Annotated in this window: 21 protein-coding genes; 20 read left to right on the top strand and 1 reads right to left on the bottom strand. The window is 41.0% G+C overall.

The features are described 5' to 3' along the window. Positions 1–14 precede the first annotated feature (14 nt). The 20 genes from J2X75_RS00635 to J2X75_RS00730 all read left to right on the top strand — a co-directional run bounded on the left by J2X75_RS00635 (position 15) and on the right by J2X75_RS00730 (position 15,056). Complete coding sequence (locus J2X75_RS00635; protein WP_310333663.1) at positions 15–467, top strand: GNAT family N-acetyltransferase; 453 nt, start codon at positions 15–17, stop codon at positions 465–467. Then, positions 430–1,449, top strand: coding sequence for a phosphotransferase (locus tag J2X75_RS00640; RefSeq protein WP_310333664.1), 1,020 nt, complete (start codon positions 430–432; stop codon positions 1,447–1,449). Before J2X75_RS00635 ends, J2X75_RS00640 begins: the two co-directional genes overlap by 38 nt. A gap of 52 nt (positions 1,450–1,501) precedes the next feature. After that, positions 1,502–2,341, top strand: a complete 840-nt coding sequence (locus tag J2X75_RS00645; protein WP_310333665.1) for a GNAT family N-acetyltransferase — start codon at positions 1,502–1,504, stop codon at positions 2,339–2,341. A gap of 23 nt (positions 2,342–2,364) precedes the next feature. Next, the gene (locus tag J2X75_RS00650) at positions 2,365–2,955 is read left to right on the top strand and encodes an HD domain-containing protein (RefSeq protein WP_310333666.1); all 591 of its coding nucleotides are present in this window, start codon (positions 2,365–2,367) and stop codon (positions 2,953–2,955) included. Between the two features lie 42 nt (positions 2,956–2,997). Then, positions 2,998–3,327: an HIT domain-containing protein gene (locus J2X75_RS00655; protein WP_310333667.1), complete on the top strand. Its 330-nt coding sequence runs from the start codon at positions 2,998–3,000 to the stop codon at positions 3,325–3,327. Between the two features lie 147 nt (positions 3,328–3,474). Beyond that, entirely contained in the window at positions 3,475–4,254 is a 780-nt protein-coding gene (locus J2X75_RS00660; protein ID WP_310333668.1) for a hypothetical protein, read from the top strand. Positions 4,255–4,391: 137 nt separating this feature from the next. Further along, the gene (locus J2X75_RS00665; protein WP_310333669.1) at positions 4,392–5,072 is read left to right on the top strand and encodes a zinc dependent phospholipase C family protein; all 681 of its coding nucleotides are present in this window, start codon (positions 4,392–4,394) and stop codon (positions 5,070–5,072) included. Positions 5,073–5,174: 102 nt separating this feature from the next. Beyond that, positions 5,175–5,597, top strand: a complete 423-nt coding sequence (locus tag J2X75_RS00670) for a YhfM domain-containing protein (protein WP_310333670.1) — start codon at positions 5,175–5,177, stop codon at positions 5,595–5,597. 27 nt (positions 5,598–5,624) lie between these two features. Then, a complete protein-coding gene (locus J2X75_RS00675) occupies positions 5,625–6,185 on the top strand; it encodes a GNAT family N-acetyltransferase (protein WP_310333671.1) in 561 nt (186 codons plus the stop codon). 132 nt (positions 6,186–6,317) lie between these two features. Next, the gene (locus tag J2X75_RS00680) at positions 6,318–6,815 is read left to right on the top strand and encodes a PH domain-containing protein (protein ID WP_310333672.1); all 498 of its coding nucleotides are present in this window, start codon (positions 6,318–6,320) and stop codon (positions 6,813–6,815) included. Next, positions 6,812–8,374: a PH domain-containing protein gene (locus J2X75_RS00685; protein WP_310333673.1), complete on the top strand. Its 1,563-nt coding sequence runs from the start codon at positions 6,812–6,814 to the stop codon at positions 8,372–8,374. Before J2X75_RS00680 ends, J2X75_RS00685 begins: the two co-directional genes overlap by 4 nt. A gap of 90 nt (positions 8,375–8,464) precedes the next feature. Then, a complete protein-coding gene (locus J2X75_RS00690) occupies positions 8,465–8,704 on the top strand; it encodes a DUF3139 domain-containing protein (RefSeq protein ID WP_310333674.1) in 240 nt (79 codons plus the stop codon). Positions 8,705–9,035: 331 nt separating this feature from the next. Then, a complete protein-coding gene (locus J2X75_RS00695) occupies positions 9,036–10,223 on the top strand; it encodes an SIR2 family NAD-dependent protein deacylase (protein ID WP_310333676.1) in 1,188 nt (395 codons plus the stop codon). Next, on the top strand, positions 10,213–12,009 hold the full coding sequence (locus tag J2X75_RS00700; RefSeq protein ID WP_310333677.1) for an ATP-binding protein: 1,797 nt from the start codon (positions 10,213–10,215) through the stop codon (positions 12,007–12,009). The genes J2X75_RS00695 and J2X75_RS00700 overlap by 11 nt, the downstream gene beginning before the upstream one ends. Positions 12,010–12,098: 89 nt before the next feature. Further along, positions 12,099–12,314: a KTSC domain-containing protein gene (locus J2X75_RS00705; protein ID WP_310333679.1), complete on the top strand. Its 216-nt coding sequence runs from the start codon at positions 12,099–12,101 to the stop codon at positions 12,312–12,314. Between the two features lie 121 nt (positions 12,315–12,435). Then, complete coding sequence (locus tag J2X75_RS00710; RefSeq protein WP_310336611.1) at positions 12,436–12,591, top strand: YHYH domain-containing protein; 156 nt, start codon at positions 12,436–12,438, stop codon at positions 12,589–12,591. Between the two features lie 94 nt (positions 12,592–12,685). Continuing rightward, positions 12,686–13,147: a GNAT family N-acetyltransferase gene (locus tag J2X75_RS00715; RefSeq protein ID WP_310333680.1), complete on the top strand. Its 462-nt coding sequence runs from the start codon at positions 12,686–12,688 to the stop codon at positions 13,145–13,147. Continuing rightward, positions 13,134–13,796 carry an HAD family hydrolase gene (locus J2X75_RS00720; protein ID WP_310333681.1) on the top strand — a complete coding sequence of 221 codons (663 nt, stop codon included), beginning with the start codon at positions 13,134–13,136 and terminating at the stop codon, positions 13,794–13,796. The genes J2X75_RS00715 and J2X75_RS00720 overlap by 14 nt, the downstream gene beginning before the upstream one ends. Positions 13,797–13,873: 77 nt before the next feature. Beyond that, on the top strand, positions 13,874–14,398 hold the full coding sequence (locus tag J2X75_RS00725; protein ID WP_310333682.1) for an NUDIX domain-containing protein: 525 nt from the start codon (positions 13,874–13,876) through the stop codon (positions 14,396–14,398). A gap of 169 nt (positions 14,399–14,567) precedes the next feature. Then, positions 14,568–15,056, top strand: coding sequence for a DUF3298 and DUF4163 domain-containing protein (locus J2X75_RS00730; protein ID WP_310333684.1), 489 nt, complete (start codon positions 14,568–14,570; stop codon positions 15,054–15,056). Between the two features lie 281 nt (positions 15,057–15,337). Here J2X75_RS00730 and J2X75_RS00735 read toward each other — a convergent pair whose 3' ends face one another. Next, positions 15,338–16,498 carry a glycosyltransferase family 4 protein gene (locus J2X75_RS00735; RefSeq protein ID WP_310333685.1) on the bottom strand — a complete coding sequence of 387 codons (1,161 nt, stop codon included), beginning with the start codon at positions 16,496–16,498 and terminating at the stop codon, positions 15,338–15,340. Positions 16,499–16,603 lie beyond the last annotated feature (105 nt).

A 16,603-nucleotide genomic window follows, 5' to 3' on the forward strand; every position in this document is an offset into this window, starting at 1 on the left:
GGGAGATTAACATTTTGCAAATTTTTGATATTCGGCAGAAGCCGGACGTGCTGCAAGAAGCAGTGCAGTATTTCTGGAAACAATGGGGTTCGGAATCAAGCTTCCACTTCTATCGGGATTGTATAGAGCGTTCTGTGGAGACAGATAGTGATGTACCAAGGTTTTATGTGATGCTGGACGGAGAGCGAATTATCGGTGGGTACGCTTTGTTACGAAGTGATCTGAATAGCAGGCAGGATCTCTTTCCCTGGTTTGCGTGTCTTCATGTTGATCCAGAATATCGGGGCCGAAACCTGGGTGGACAACTCCAGACCCATGCATTGAATGAGGTGAAAACAAAAGGGTATGACAAGCTGTATTTATGTACTGATCTGACTGATTATTATGAAAAAAATAACTGGGCCTATATCGGTAAAGGATATCTGCTTGATGATGAAGAGACGAGAATCTATGAATATAAGATTTGACAAAATCATTTTTCATTATTTCGAAGATACCGAGTATACCTTGGAAGCCGTTCCATTTGGCTTGACGAATACGACCAAAATTCTTGAAATACATGGACAGAGGTTTATCGTTCGTATCTACAACAGACATCTCAAAACGATGGATGGTATTGAACTTGAATGTAAAGTGACAGCGTTCCTTGAAAGCACTCATTCCTCGTTTCAAGTCCCTCGCTTTCATAGGACAATAGATGGCCGAAACTATTTAATATTAGAAGATGGGACGCTTGCGGCTATTACTACCTTTCTAGAAGGTACTGTACCCCAATTGTCTAGCGTAGACAAATCTAAGAAGTTTGGGCAGCTGGTGGGTAAGTTTTCGACACGAATGCAAGGGTTCCCAATAGGCAAGCAAGTATACAGGGGAATTTCATTTACTAAAGTGTACGAAATTCATCCGTTAGCTAATCGTCAATCGATTAAGGCTTTTTATGAAAATCTTCCTTTTGAATTATCAGTCTCAAAGGTTACCTTTTACCAGAAAATGATCACAGAAATTGAGAATTCCAATCTGCAGTTAGAGGTGTTACCACAACAGTTGGTTCATCATGATTTGTTGATTTATAATTTGCTGGCTCAGAATGAGGAAATCACTGGTGTACTGGATTTTGATTTTATTGGTATGGATGCTGCGTTTATGGAATTCACAATTAGCTTTAACCATGTGGTTCAGGAATCCCAAGGATCAATGGAAATGATTGAGTCCTTTATTCAGGGGTATGGTCGTGAACGCAAGCATTCAGTGCTTGCGTTCGGTTATCTCCCTTTACTTACAAAAATCTATTATATAGCAGTACTTCATTTTTATATTGGTCAGCATTATGCAGGAGCAACGATTGAGCACAACTTCACGTTTATGATTGAACAGTTTGAGAGGAACATGAATTGGCTGGAAAAGCATAATCTTAGCATTCAAGAGTTGCTTAATAGATACTTGATCTGATTACACGTTAGATAAATAATTCCTGAGCTGTTGTTATAGGAGGAATGATCCTATGATCACCGAGATTAATAAACAGGAGTTTCACAAAGTAAAACATCTCACGGATTCGTGTCAGAATATTGAAGTCAAAGCGGTGGCGTCTGGCTTGAACCCGGGACGGATCTATGTAGATGATGCAGAGAATATAACAGCAGCATTAATTTGGATACATGGACAATCTGGTTTTCAGTTGATCGGAGACTCTCGAAGTGAACCCTTTCTAAATGAATTGAAAGAGTACATGCGGGAACGTATTGAACCTGAGTTATTGAACTTACATATGCATGCTGTTGAAATTGGTGTGGTGGATGAAACCTGGGAAGATGTTCTTCAACATATCTCCGGGAAAAGAGATATCTCCAGTGATATTCAGCATGTATTCAAGTTGAATCCAAATTCGATAAGTCAGCAAGTACCTATCGATATATATGCTTCTCAGGAAGAAGAAGTCAGAATTCTCAGAATAGATCAAGTACTATTAGGAGAGAAAAGATATAACAATTCCTCTTTTCTGACGGATAAAATCTCTCACTTCTGGACGACAAGAGATGATTTTTTACAACATGGATTTGGCTACGTTATAGTGCATAACGATGATATCGCGAGTGTTTGCCTGTCGGCATTTATTGCAAATCAGACACATGCGGTTGATATTGAAACGCTTGAAGACTATAGAAGAAAAAATTATGGTGCGATGGTGGCAAAAGCGTTTGTAGAAGAATGCAACCGTGTAGGCATACATCCATATTGGGATTGTTCCCCGGACAATGTGGGCTCCATTCGTCTTGCACAGGGTGTGGGGATGTCAATGGATTTTAACTATAGAGTTTACTGGTATGATCTATCCTCGTAGATGGATCTGAAGGAGGATGTGCTGTGAGCGAATCATTACAGGATCAGATTCAATTTCTCATTGAGATTGATAAACTGAAGACGATTGAACGAAAGACGAGAATTATTCATGGTGATAGACTTGAAAATGATGCAGAGCATTCCTGGCATCTGGCGATGATGGCCTTGGTTTTGCAGAGTCACGCCAACAAAGATGTGGATATGCTCAAAGTCATTAAGATGCTTCTCGTTCATGATCTGGTTGAGATCGATGCCGGAGATACCTTTGCCTACGATACGGTGGGACACACGGATAAATATGATCGTGAACTCAAAGCAGCTCATCGACTGTTTGGAATGTTGCCTAAGGCACAGGCTGAAGAACTACTCCAGTTATGGTTGGAGTTTGAAGCAAAACAGACGCCTGAAGCGCAATTTGCCTCCTCTCTCGATCGATTGCAGCCTATTATCCACAACCATCAGAATGAGGGAGATACATGGCAGAAATATAACATTACAAGTGATCAGGTGTTAAACAGAAACCGTGAGATTGCGAACGGTTCCGAAACATTGTGGGAGTATGGGCAGCAGCTTATTCAGAAATCTGTGGACCAGGGAATCTTGACCAAATCATAAGGATACGTTTTAACGTATGCATTTCGAAGATGGAGGAGTATAATGACGCAGGACTTTTATTGTGATGAGGTGTTAAGTGGTAAAACGCAAGTCAAAGTTGTGATGGAAACAGAGAACGTTATGGCTTATCATCACACTCGGCCATACTACAAGCATCACATTGTTGTAATTCCCAAGATACATATTCAGTCCTTCATTTCAGAAGAGGAAGAGAATAATGATGAGCTGCTTATTGAAATGATGCGGGTCATTAAAAAAGTAGCTGCTGACATGGTGAACCAGACAGGCTCGTCGAAGATTATAACTAACTTGGGCAGTTATCAAGACTCGAAGCATCAACATTGGCATATAGTCAGTGGTGAACGAACTTAGGAAACTGTATATCTGATTATAAATCTTCCACCTTTCTAACGTTCACCATCTCATACTCGAACAGAATTATCATTTTTCTCTCAGTGTTTTATCTTTTCTATTCTAGTATGATTAACGCATCATCCCAGTAAAGAGAGGGTTAATAACATGGAAGCTTTTTTAGAGCAAATTAACGAGTTAAACGAGCTTCAGAAGGACTTGGTTAGCATACATCCTTTGTTTGCAGAACATTATCCAGTGGTTGTAGCCTATGAAGCTTTATTATATATCTATGATTATTCGTCCAAGACACAGCAATATGAGTGGATAAAAACGGTGCCGGACGATTTATATATTCCAGATGAGTGCCTTGCCGCAATGCCGGTGCATCATATGAACGGACGAATGTGTGCGATTGTAACGGATGCAGCGTTCAAAGATCTGGAGCAGAAAGTCTATCTATTCCATGAATATGTTCATTGCTATGTATATGAGAAATATGATGAGCGGATCGTTAACCGTCTCCAGATTAAGCATAAAATGGACCAACTGAAGCGCGTAACATGGGAACTGGATTATGAGTTTCCGTATGAAGATGAAGTCGTTGTGGAACGGATTAACTCATTGTTATCTGCTTTGAAGAGTAAAGAACTGACACAAGTACACACAGCTAGAAAGGCGCTGTTTACTTCATTAAATGAAGAACAAGCCGAGTACTGGAGCTGGTTGGAGTGGAACGAGGGTTACGCGCGTTATATTGAGAATCTGATTCGGGCAAAATTTGGGCAGGAAAGCAATCATTTTGGAGATACAGCTCCGTTTAATCGTCTAGTATTCTATGAATGTGGGTCGGAATACATTAGTCTGCTTGTGAAGGAGCACCTGGAGTACCATACGGATCTGGAGCAGCTGTTTGACCGGATGCAATTGGAGAGAATTAAGGGATAGTCACATATTACACGGTGAAAAAGCTGGAACATAGCGGAGTCTCACTATTCGAGTGATCTGTACGTTGCACCAGTAGGGTATATCGTTTCTTTTCCTAAGTATAGTAGAATACTTCCCGATAAAAGGAGATCAACTCTATGCCGTTACCTATGGTTCATCTCAATATTGCTAATCGGATTGCAGACTCGCTGCAAATGCAGGCTGATCAAGGTTCATTCTATCTGGGGAATATCGCCCCGGATTCCATACATATGCGTAATGGTACAACCAGAGATGATAAGGAGTACACCCATTTCAATCCAAAGGATGAAGGAGATTACACTGGACGACTCAAGGAACTCTACTCATCTTATATAAAACAACGTACCGATGAAGGATGGAAGTGGTTTGTTCGTGGGTACTTTATGCATGTGCTAACCGATTATTACTGGTTCCGGAGCGTGCATCCTGAATTTGTAGAACGGGTCAATAAGGCAGACTTGTCCGTGGGCATTCGTAGATCCAAGGAAGAACTGGCGCGTTTATATTACCAGGAGACGGACCAGATCGATTTTAATCTCTATCAAGGTTCAAGTTGGAGCGAAGAGGTATGGCAGGTGCTCAACAGTTCACCGGGTTATGACATGACGGATCGTTTAACTGCTGATGAGATTGTACGCTGGCGGGACCGCACGTTTTCCTTTCTTAATGGGGAAGAACCGAGAATTACTCCTGAGTTCATCACGGGTGAGAGAGTTCAGGTATTTGTGGAAGAGACCGTAGAGCGACTGATCGCTATGTTGTCTTCATGGGACCCGGAGTTACGTAACTTGATATGAATATGGATAGTTAGTGAAGTTGAGTCATTTCATTATATACTGTATTTATTACTTCTCTACTCATTACTAGTTTATTAATACTAAGTCAGGGAGGCACGCAGTATGGTGAGATATGTAGGAGTGTTGCTCGTATTTGTCATTGCCACGTTCATTGCAGGGTGCAGTAAACCGAAGGAATCGAACGCGGAAGAGGGACTTCCTCTGTTGATCACCTTAACCTGTAATCCAGACCTCACTTTGGAACCATGCCAAGATGTTGAGTTTAATCGATCTGATGAGATACGGATCATGATGGAGGCCATACATAAGGCTGAGCGTTTGCCCGGCATTCTCGATTATGGTACACAGTACGACATGAGCATAACAAATACGGACAGCTCGATAACACGGTATGATTTTTCATTAGGAATGGACCCCAAGATGCAAGGCTTGTTAGTAAACCAGGAAGACACGCATATTGGATATAGCATTCCTCTTGAGGATGCGAATCAACTAAGAAGACTGATTCAGCGACGTACAGATTAAGAAGATATATGGAACGGAGAAGAACCTGTGGATGACAAAATTACCATTGAACCTTTAACGCAATCAGATGCAGATGGAGCGTATCAGGTGTTCGAGACAACCATTCCCGCAGCATTTGATCAGGAGGGAATAGGCTCGCTTCTGGATGATATTCAGGATGAAATAACACACAAAAAAGCGATGATTTACACCGCATTGCAAGCAAAGGATAACATAGAAGCAAGTGTATTTTTCCTCGTCGCCAAAATGGGAGATGTTATTGTAGGCACAATCTCGTATGGACCTTGCGGTGAGGAGATTCGTGAATGTACAGAAGGCAGGCTGAACGATATCGGAGAGCTGGGCAGCCTATACGTCACACCGGATTTTCAAGGTCAGGGGATTGCTTCGGAACTCATTGTTGCACTGGTTACTGAGCTTCAGCGGCGTGGAATCAAACAATTCTGCCTGGATAGCGGCTATCGAATTGCACAGAAGAAGTGGCAGCGCAAATTCGGTGAACCCTATGTCGTAGCGAACAACTATTGGGGCGAAGGAACAGATCATATGGTTTGGCTGTGTGAAGTACAGGATTTTATAGTAAAATGAAATGAACAAAAGAGATGACGACCTGTATTGTATAGGGGTCATCTCTTTATCTTTTTGCATCGATCGTGAACGATTGTTCGTACAGTGTATCATGTGTGTTTTTATGTACCCGAGGAAAAAAGGAGTGAACATATGTCAATACAGTGGAATATACCCGAGCAAAGGCTTTCCCCTCATGCGGTAAACTTGTGGAGAATTAGCGCCATCATATGGAATGTAATAGGTTTCTTGATCCTTGCCATACTGTTAATACTCGACTCAATCTATGGATGGAAAACGTGGATTGGTTGGATTTTGTGGGGCGTTACGGCCATATCTGTGTTCTATGCGGTGTGGGATATTTTCATCCAGCCTTCATGGTTATACAAGCATTGGTACTATGATGTGAATGAGGAGTTCCTTCAACTGAAGCGTGGGGCGCTAACCAAGGTACATCAGATCATCCCCATGGCGAAAGTGCAATCGGTTACCACAAATCAGGGACCTTTAATGCGAAAATATGGACTCTATTCCGTATCGGTTGGCACGATGGGGTCATCGCATGAAATCCCGGCATTGCCAGAGGAAGTCGCACTTGCACTCCGTCATCAGATTGCGTCCTATGCGCGGATTAATGAGGTGGATGAATGATCGATATGAAGCGACATCATCCATTAACCATGCTGTGGAGTCTGTGGAAACTGGTGAAGAATTCGTTTGCGATCATCTTGTTTTTGTTTGTCTTCCGCCAGGGCTCAGAGTCCCAATGGCTCTACTATGGAAGAATCGCTTTTTATGTAGGTGTCTCCATTAGCATCCTGTCCATTATCCTGAGGTGGTTCACCTCGCGTTATGCAGCAGACGATACAGCCTTTCATATCTATAGTGGTGTGTTTAACCGTACCCGAAGAACGATACCTTATACGAAGGTCCAGAATGTGAATCGTCATACAACGCTGTTTCATCGGTTGTTCAGCGTGACGTCGATCCGATTCGAGACCGGGATTAAGGGAGAAGATGCTACCTTTCAGTTACACGTTGTTTCACTTTCCGAAGCGGAACAGCTGGAGAAAATTGTAGCAGGTCATATGGCTGAAGAAGCAGAAACAGCAGGAGCAACAGAGGAACATGATACGTTGGATACAGTTCAGGCTATGGAAGAGGGAGAGGCGCAATCCGAACCTTTTATAACTGATGAAGCCATGTCTCTACCTGCAAAAGAAAAACAGGAACGGGTTGTTCATTATCATTCCACCCGCAAGGACATATTCAAAGCATCCTTTACCTCGCTTAGTTTTCTCGTACTGATTCCGGTCCTGGCTACGCTGTATTCCTGGGTGAAGGACTTCTTCCCTGATGAAGAAGTAACGGAAAGTTTGTTATTAACCTGGCTGGATTCCTGGTGGATTGCCAGTTTGATGATTTTGGTTTTATTGATCATATCCATCGCTCTGGGGATTGTCAGAACCTTTGTGAAGTATGGCAATTTCCAGATCACCTCGGATGCCAAGCGGATCTATATCTCGAAGGGAATGATGGAACAAACGTCATTCTCAATCTTGAAAGAACGAGTTCAGGCCGTAAAAATTATACAGTCTCCGATGAAAAGGCTGCTTGGATTAGCGGAAGTAGAACTGACCACTGCGGGTAGTCTGGGGGAATCCGAGCAGGAGGTGAACTCGCTCTATCCCTTCTTGCCGGTGAAGCAAGCCTATACCATGATTGAGGAGATTCTACCATCCTATCAGGTGACGCAGGAGATGGAAAAACTTCCGAGAATATCACTATGGCTGCGTCTGCTCAAACCAAGCTGGGGATGGATTATAATTACGGGTTTATTGTGGTATTTCAAACCATTTGTGTTAGGGCAGAAGCATGCCTGGTGGATGATTTCGGCTATTCTGCTTGTGTGGATTGCAACGAGCAGAGTGTTGGAATTTTTCCATACCAGATACATTTTACATCAGAATTTCATTCAACTTCGGACCGGTGCGCTCACTTCAACACTCTTCATCTCCAAACGTGAGAAAGTCATCGAAGTGCAGATCACCCGTAATGTGTTACAGCGTTGGTTCGGTGTGGCTTCCATTCATACCGTAAACCGTGCCAAACCAGTACTGCATCATCGGGCACATGACATTTCCCTGGATACGGCGAAATCATTTCAATCATGGTACATGGGTCGTACCCAAGATGTTCAGACCCGTTAATTGCAAGAGCAAGTGCAGGAAGACCACACAAGGTTATTCTGTACTTGCTCTTTTTGAATTGAAAACTTTTTATAACTAGGGAGGGGCAAGGTGAGTAAAAGGAAAAAAATCATATCTCTGACGATCTTGATCACTCTAGCGATCTTAGTTGTTACGCCCTTTGTATATGTAAAAGTGAATAAGATGATCTACGCTCATCGAGTGACCGAATATTTAATTGAGAAGAAGAAGTATTCTCCCGAGGAAATTGAATCTGTAGAAGGCGTATGGTCAATCAAGCTGCCGCCATTCCTTGCCATAGTCAAAAATTCAAAGATGAGCTTGATGTAGAATATATCTATTTTGCTCATAATGATGTCATCCAATTCAGAAGAAAGGCAAGACGAAGTCAGATCTGAAGCATTTTGTACCCATGAGCGACCAAGATTAGAGGAGTCAACAATTTGAATGTTGTAATGCTTGACAAAACTGATTATTAAGTCTACTAATACTTTCTTATGCAGTTTTGTTGTTTCGTCATATTGAGTTTTTCTCTAAAAGTTAATTGTAGGATTATTTTGAAGAAAAGCATATAATAGATGGGGAGAAATGAGATAAATGTATGAATCTAGTATCATAACCGAAAATACTACATAGCCATTAAGGCAAATAAGGAGTTAATATGAGCGCTATTAATGTAATTCAAGAAATGGACGAATTTAAAAAGTTATTATCATATTCTAAGAAGTTAGGTTTCTTTTTTGGAGCAGGAAGTTCATGTGCTTTTGGACTACCCAATATATACAGACTAACAGAAGATGTTGAAAATAATCTTAATGAGAGTCTTAAACCACATTTCTCACATCTAAAGGATAGTTTGTCTGTCTTGTATAATAGAGAAAATATTAGTGTAGAAGATATATTAAATTATGTTCGACAAATAAGAGAAATAACAGGGGAAAAAGAAGACAGAGAATATGATGGAGTTAATGGAACTGTAGCTCAACGATTAGATGAACAAATCTGCAAACAGATTTACGATGTTATACAGGCTGGAGAAAAAGAATCGGATATCACGGATTTGAAAAAATTTTTCGCTTGGTTAGACATTGCAAACAGAAGCAATGTTAAGGAGATATTTACGACAAATTACGATTTGTTATTAGAAAAAGCTATGGAAGATAATAGAATCCCATATTTTGATGGGTTTGTAGGTTCATATGAACCTTTTTTTTGGCCAGAGAGCATTGAGAAAGTTGTAAGCACTAATGACTTGACTTTCAATTGGATAAGATTATGGAAGATTCACGGTTCTTTGAACTGGGAATTTAGAAAAGATAATGGTACGGATAACTTTAAAATTGTCCGAAATGGAAAAGTAGAACAACCAGAAAATGAACTTGTTGTATACCCATCAAAAGAAAAATATAATTTATCTCGCAAACAACCTTTTATTGCATACTTTGATAGGTTAAAGAACTATTTATTACAGGGAGAGCGGCTATTTATATTCTCAGGATATTCTTTCTCAGACCAACATATTAATGAAATTATTTTTAACTGCTTAAGACAGAATCCACGGTTATATGCAATATGTATGTGCTTTTCAGATGAACAAGTTGATTCAATGGAGTACAACGCCTTAACCCTTTTAAATCTCTGTGTTATGGGGCCTACAAAAATGATCAGTAATGGAAAATTACACAATTGGATTTATGATGACAGTATTGGGAATGACAGTGAGAGTGATTTGTATTGGGATAAAAATGATAATAAATTCATTCTTGGAGATTTCAAAAAATTATCATCTTTTTTTATTGCTAATTCAGGGAAAAAAAGCAGTATAGAGGAGGCACTATATGGAAAATGACATTACTTTTTTAGGTAAGATTATTAGAGTTGATTCAAATGTTGTAGAAGTAGAAATTAGTGATAACATTCCGTCGGCTAGTCCAATTATTGAAGGGAAAGTATACAAAATTGGTCAGATAGGTACCTTTGTGAAAATACCGATTGGTAATGTAGTATCGTATGGAATCGTCTCAAGTGTAAGTAATACTCCAAGTAAAATTAATGATACTGAAATAAAGCAAGAAATTGGCTCGCGATTTCTATCTGTGAATCTTGTAGGTGAAAAAATAGGTAGTGGTAATTTTGAGAAAGGAATTGGCCTATACCCTACTATAAATGATGAAGTTCACATCGTAACAGAATCAGATTTAGAGGATATATACGGGAAAGGGAGTCAGGGCTCCACCTCTATTGGGAAGCATTCATCCTCAGATAATTTAGATGTATTTGTTGATTTGCATAAGCTAGTTCTCAGACATGCGGCAATACTTGGCTCAACAGGCAGTGGGAAATCAAATGCTACGGTAGGGATCATTAAGAGGATTATAAATGATTATACTAACTCAAGAATGGTCCTAATAGATCCACATGGGGAGTATGCTTCATCGTTTCCCGAAGCTAAAGTATTCAAAATAAACGATGAACAGAATCCCTTATATATTCCCTTCTGGCTTATGAATTTTGACGAGTTAGCTTTTTTTCTTGTAGGTGCAAAACCTACAGATGACCAGAGGCCCGAATATAGGTTGCTACGAGAATTGATTGTTCAATACAAAAAGGAAAGTTCCAAATTAAAAGCTGGAGATGTTGATGAAGACTATGTTACTGCTGACTCGCCAATACCATTTAGTGCCAGAAAACTATGGCACGAAATGAACTGGTGGCTGAATGCAAGTTTCTCTTCTACTAAAAAAGATGAGCAAACGAAAAAAAACTCTGAACAATTCATTAATAAACTTGACGATCAAACTATGGATTATGGAGACCCTGAAGAACTGAGGGGAGCAAAATTCCAATCTCATTTAGAAACCCCTAGTAATACTGCTCCATATAAGAGTCAACATAATGAATTTTATTCATATGAGAAAAAAATAATTAGTAGGCTGCGAGACAGCAGGTACAATTTTATGTTCCATCCAGGCGACTATAGAAGTGCTGATTCTCCGAAAGATTTACATGATTTATTAATTGACTGGATAGGAAATGAACAAAGGTTGACTATCCTTGATTTAAGTAATGTACCCTTTGAGGTGTTAGACATAACAGTTGGGCTTATAACACGTTTTGTATACGATAGTATGTTTTGGGGACGTAATGAATTAAGCACTGGAAAAAACAGACCATTATTTCTTGCATATGATGAGGCGCATTCATATTTAGGCAAGAACGAAGCTATTAGCTATGCTAGGGTTGCAGTAGAAAAAATTTTTAAAGAGGGCAGAAAATTTGGATTGGGAGCACTTGTAATTTCACAAAGACCTTCAGAAATTTCTGAAACTATACTCGCACAAGTAGGAACCTTTATTGCTCTTAGACTTACAAATTCAACAGACAAATCAATTGTAAAATCTTTAGCCCCAGATAACATGAATAGTCTGATAGATTTATTGCCTACATTAAGAATTGGGGAAGCAATCGTAGTTGGGGAAGCTATAAAAATACCTTCTAGAATCAGGGTACCATTGCAAAATCCAAGAGCAGAAAGTGATGATCCTAAGTTGATAGAAAAATGGGAAAATGAGTTTTCAGTAGATCTTCAATGTTACCAAAGAGTTGTAACTAAAATTAGGGAACAAAGATTATAGTTGAGGAAGTTTACTACAAGAGATTTTAGAACTATTTTCAAATCAAATAATCAAAAAAGAAGCCATTAAAAATAGCAGGAGGTCTTCTTATGAACAGGATATATACTGATTCAACAATGATAAATAGTATTGCTTATGATCCAACTCAAGCTATATTAGAAGTAGAATTTAAATCAAGTGGGCATATCTGGAATTACTACGATGTTCCAGAGTATGTTTGGTATGAAATGAATTCTGCCTCCTCAATTGGGGAATTTTTTCATGCCAATATTAAAGGAACCTATACCGAAAGCAGAGTGGGATAAAAAGTAGAATATTTCTTTTTAAGAAATTTCTCTGTTCTTGATATATTAAATATATTGTTACGTGAATTTCAAAATTGAGTTTTTATCCAAAGAAGGGTGACTCATTTGAATAAGGATTATTATCGTAACTCTATCTCTAGTCGTACTTGTCGGTGTATCGTCTTCAGCTTACGCTCATCCAGGCAGATTGGATAAAAAGGGTGGACATAATTGTTCAGCCAAATCCAAACAAAATGGTCTGTGCACGGGTTATCACTATCACAAAAAGAAAAAATGAGAATGAGCTTTACAAGATAAACCCGGCCATCATTCAATGTATGGTTGGGTTTGCATGTGTACCTTTGATTTAAAATGATGGAGGCGGTTACACCATGCAGATACAGGAGATATCGGTGTGGAATCATGAAGATTTAGTGGAGATGCTGGCCGAAAGCTCCAGTGAGGGGTTCAGACATATCGAGCGATTAATCCATGAATATGAGACAGGAATTAATACATTCGAGCAAGAAGATGAAGCGCTTTTTGAATGCAGAGTGCACGATAAGGTGGTTGGGATCTGCGGTTTGAACAGAGATCCTTATTCTGAGGTGACTGATACCGGAAGAATTCGCAGACTTTATGTGATGAGAGAATTTCGAAGACATGGGGTTGGGGGCAGGCTGATGGGTGCGGTTATTCAAAAAGCGGAAAATCATTACGCTCGACTGGTTCTGTACACGGATCAACCGGTTGCTGGATCTTTTTATCGCAACTTGGGATTTAGAGAAGTGACAAGTATGGAGAAGATAACGCATGTACTGGAATTGGGGGAGAAGGAAGATGGATCATATTAAAGCGGTTATTTTTGATTTGGACAATACAATTCTGAACAGAACGATGACCTTTGACGGCTTCACGCAGCGTTTAATCAAGACCTATTTTGGTCACCTTGAGTCAACCGAAGATATAAGTAAACGAATCATTGAACTCGACCAGGATGGTTATAAGGATAAACCCCTTCTGTTCAACGAGTTGCTGCATGAACTGCCTTGGGCAGAGCATCCGCCGCATGCAGAACTGATGGAGTTCTATGGCAGAGAGTATGTGCGAAGTTCAGTTCTGATGGAACAGGCGCGAGAAGTCGTTCAGCATCTGCGGGGGAAATACCAAACCGGGTTAATCACCAATGGGCAGACCGATATTCAGTATGGAAAAATCGATCAACTCGGTATCCGGGAGGATTACGACCATATTATTGTTTCAGAAGAGGCTGGAGTCAAAAAGCCCGATCCACGCATATTTCAGCTTGCGCTTGATCATTTCGGTCTAAGCCCAGAGCAATGCATTTACATTGGTGATCATCCGATTAACGATATTGAGGGGGCAGCAAGCGTAGGCATGAGCACCATCTGGATGAAGGTCAACCAGCCGTGGCAGGACAGGATTACGACTGGTCCTTTACATACGATTGAACATCTAAATGAGCTGAAGGAATTGCTGTAGAAGGCGGTTATATATACGAGTAGACTTCTATAATCACAGTCTGGAAAGCGAGGAACATACATATGGAGATTAGACAGATGGCTACAGCGTTTTTGAGCAATGGCTCAGACATGCTGATGATGAAGAAGGCGGGCAGCAGATTGTTTGATTTTGAATTTTGGGGTGGCATTGGCGGGCATCTGGAACAAGGGGAACTGAACACACCCATGAGCGCAAGCTATCGGGAGATTGAAGAAGAGACCGGGTTCAAGCAAGAGGATGTCGAACACTTTCGGCTTCGATATATTCTGTTGGAGGTTAACGGTGGTGAGATTTGGCAGCAGTTTATATATTTCGGAGAGACCACGCATCGACATTTTGTGGCCTCGGATGAAGGCGAGTTATTCTGGATACTGCTGGATGAGGTACTAGACTTACATTCGTCTATTCTGATCAAAGCAACGCTCAGGCACTATTTACAACATCCGGGAGCAGAGGACATCTGGATTGGCAACGTTCAGAGCGGAACAGACCTAAAGGGCACTCCACAGGTAATATGGAACAGAATGCAAGAAACGAAATCATTTGAGCCAAAGGGGGTTATCCATAATGTTGAAATCTAGAATGGAAAGAAAAAAATGGAGATGGGTGAATTACCTGTTGATCACTGTACTGATTGCTATAATTCTTCCGAGTAGTCATGTAGAGGCAGGCAGCACGATTACAGTGAAAACGAAGGTCCAATATTACAAAGGACAGCCATACATACATCTAACAGGTGGAAAGAAATCTGTGACGGATAAGCTGAACAAGACATTTAAACTTCACGCAGTGAAAGCAGCGCGCCTGGACAAAGAAGAAAAGAAATCAAACAAAAATTATTTCTACATTACCATGGCCAGTGTAAAATACAATGCAAAAGAAAAGTTATCTGTGGTATATGAAGATCATGTGTACACTGGCGGAGCACATGGAATGGATGCGACAAAATCATATAACTATGATTTAAGAACGGGGAAAGAACTGAAGCTAAGCGAGTATGTTAAAGATGATAATCAGATGGAGAAGGTAGAGAAATCAATCTCCAACAGTCTATTAGCCATGTTTAATGCAGGAGTTTCAATTTTTGAAGAAAATATTTATGATTTTCAGCTTGATCAAACTTCTCAATTCTTTTTATATGATGAAGGCATCGTCATCCGATTCCATCCTTATGAGGTTGCACCCTACGCTAAAGGATTTGTAGATATCAAAGTCCCGTTCAGTAAATTCACCCAGTAGATTTCTTGCAATAAAAGGCATGATTCAGTTCAATGAGATCATGCCTTTTTCTATCCGTCCAACGCGGACTTCCTATGGTGTGTGGAAAAGGGTTACCTTGCATTCAGAATAGAAATCTGATTTCTGGTATCACACCTTAACGCTCAACATATTCGCTATTCAGGCTGACCGTAGTAGCGTGCACATGCTGCTACGGTCGGTTTGAACGGGCGAACCGGTTTAATTTTGCATAGGACAGTGGCGGTAGTTATGGGTTGTTGGAAGAAACTGATTTCATCAGACTACGCTGTAATAATTCGATTTTTCGTTTGTCTGTTCCGTTGTTCTATAGCTTCCTCATAATCCCCGATCAGTGTATCAAAAATATGCTCCCACGACCGCTGCTCAGCCAGCTTTCTGCCTTCCAGTCCCATCATCCGCAATTGGTCCCCGTGATTTCCCCAGAGACATATCTCCCGAATCAGTGCATCAGCCTGACCTGGCTCGAACAATACACCATTGCGGTGGTGGGATACCAGATCCTTTACACCTCCGGCATTTGCCGCTACCACAGGAAGTCCTGAAGCCATCGCTTCCAGCACCACATTGCCAAATGTCTCCGTAGAGGAAGGAAACACAAACAGATCTGCCGAAGCATACATAACAGCAAGTTCTTCACCATGCATATACCCTGTATAGGTGACATTTGGTGGGGTTCGCGAACGCATTTTGGGAAGAGATGGGCCGTCGCCAACGATAATCCAGTGTACACGGCACTGCATTTCCTGGGGGAGCTGCTGCATGGTAGTCGTGAGTGTAGCGATATCTTTTTCCGGGGCAATGCGTCCAACGTAGAGTAGAATAAGGGGAGCGATGATGTGGTATCGTTCACGGATATCCGAGCTGCGTTTATCAGGGGAGTACAGGTTGCAATCAATCCCGCGAGACCAAAGTTTCAGACGCTGAATGCCTTGGGCTTGAAGGGTGTTTAACGTTTCCTGCGATGGAGTTAGGGTTGCATCACAGGCACGGTGGAACCATTGGATGTATTTCCAGTAGAGCGGAATCATGCTTTTCAACCGGTAGTATTCGAGATAACGATCGAAGTGGGTATGGTAGGAGACCACATGGGGAAGATGATTTTTGAGCGCATACCTCTGACCAAGCAGCCCCATATTAAAAGGCGTAGCGATATGCAGCAGATCGGGTTGAAAGGTTTGTAGCTGCTTGTGAGTGTCTGCTCTGTTGGGTAGAGCAATGCGGCATTCGGGATACAGAAAAAAGGGGATGTTGGCAACCGATCTGACTTGAGTCTCATGGCTTCCTTCAATGATGGAGTTCGGAGTAAACAGCAGATGTTCAATTCTTCTGCGGTTCAGATGGTTACTCAAGCGGTGGAGCGTGCCAGCAACACCATTGGTTTCCGGAAGATAGGTGTCTGTGAACAAGGCTAGGCGCATCATTACCCCTCCCAAGACTCGTGATGACAAGATCATAACAGCGGAACATTTTCCAGAGGTCAAGTGCACGTTAACTTGACGATATTCCCTGTAAAATGACTTCGGCAC

Origin of the sequence: Paenibacillus sp. 2003 (genome assembly GCF_031455635.1) — a bacterium.
GTDB classification, from domain to species: domain Bacteria; phylum Bacillota; class Bacilli; order Paenibacillales; family Paenibacillaceae; genus Paenibacillus; species Paenibacillus amylolyticus_B.

Coding starts and splice junctions, on each gene's coding strand:
- J2X75_RS00705 (WP_310333679.1), top strand. CDS start 12,099: ATGAACAGGATATATACTGATTCAACAATGATAAATAGTATTGCTTAT.
- J2X75_RS00720 (WP_310333681.1), top strand. CDS start 13,134: ATGGATCATATTAAAGCGGTTATTTTTGATTTGGACAATACAATTCTG.
- J2X75_RS00685 (WP_310333673.1), top strand. CDS start 6,812: ATGATCGATATGAAGCGACATCATCCATTAACCATGCTGTGGAGTCTG.
- J2X75_RS00655 (WP_310333667.1), top strand. CDS start 2,998: ATGACGCAGGACTTTTATTGTGATGAGGTGTTAAGTGGTAAAACGCAA.
- J2X75_RS00700 (WP_310333677.1), top strand. CDS start 10,213: ATGGAAAATGACATTACTTTTTTAGGTAAGATTATTAGAGTTGATTCA.
- J2X75_RS00640 (WP_310333664.1), top strand. CDS start 430: ATGATGAAGAGACGAGAATCTATGAATATAAGATTTGACAAAATCATT.
- J2X75_RS00695 (WP_310333676.1), top strand. CDS start 9,036: ATGAGCGCTATTAATGTAATTCAAGAAATGGACGAATTTAAAAAGTTA.
- J2X75_RS00665 (WP_310333669.1), top strand. CDS start 4,392: ATGCCGTTACCTATGGTTCATCTCAATATTGCTAATCGGATTGCAGAC.
- J2X75_RS00725 (WP_310333682.1), top strand. CDS start 13,874: ATGGCTACAGCGTTTTTGAGCAATGGCTCAGACATGCTGATGATGAAG.
- J2X75_RS00660 (WP_310333668.1), top strand. CDS start 3,475: ATGGAAGCTTTTTTAGAGCAAATTAACGAGTTAAACGAGCTTCAGAAG.
- J2X75_RS00645 (WP_310333665.1), top strand. CDS start 1,502: ATGATCACCGAGATTAATAAACAGGAGTTTCACAAAGTAAAACATCTC.
- J2X75_RS00735 (WP_310333685.1), bottom strand. CDS start 16,498: ATGATGCGCCTAGCCTTGTTCACAGACACCTATCTTCCGGAAACCAAT.
- J2X75_RS00670 (WP_310333670.1), top strand. CDS start 5,175: ATGGTGAGATATGTAGGAGTGTTGCTCGTATTTGTCATTGCCACGTTC.
- J2X75_RS00715 (WP_310333680.1), top strand. CDS start 12,686: ATGCAGATACAGGAGATATCGGTGTGGAATCATGAAGATTTAGTGGAG.
- J2X75_RS00680 (WP_310333672.1), top strand. CDS start 6,318: ATGTCAATACAGTGGAATATACCCGAGCAAAGGCTTTCCCCTCATGCG.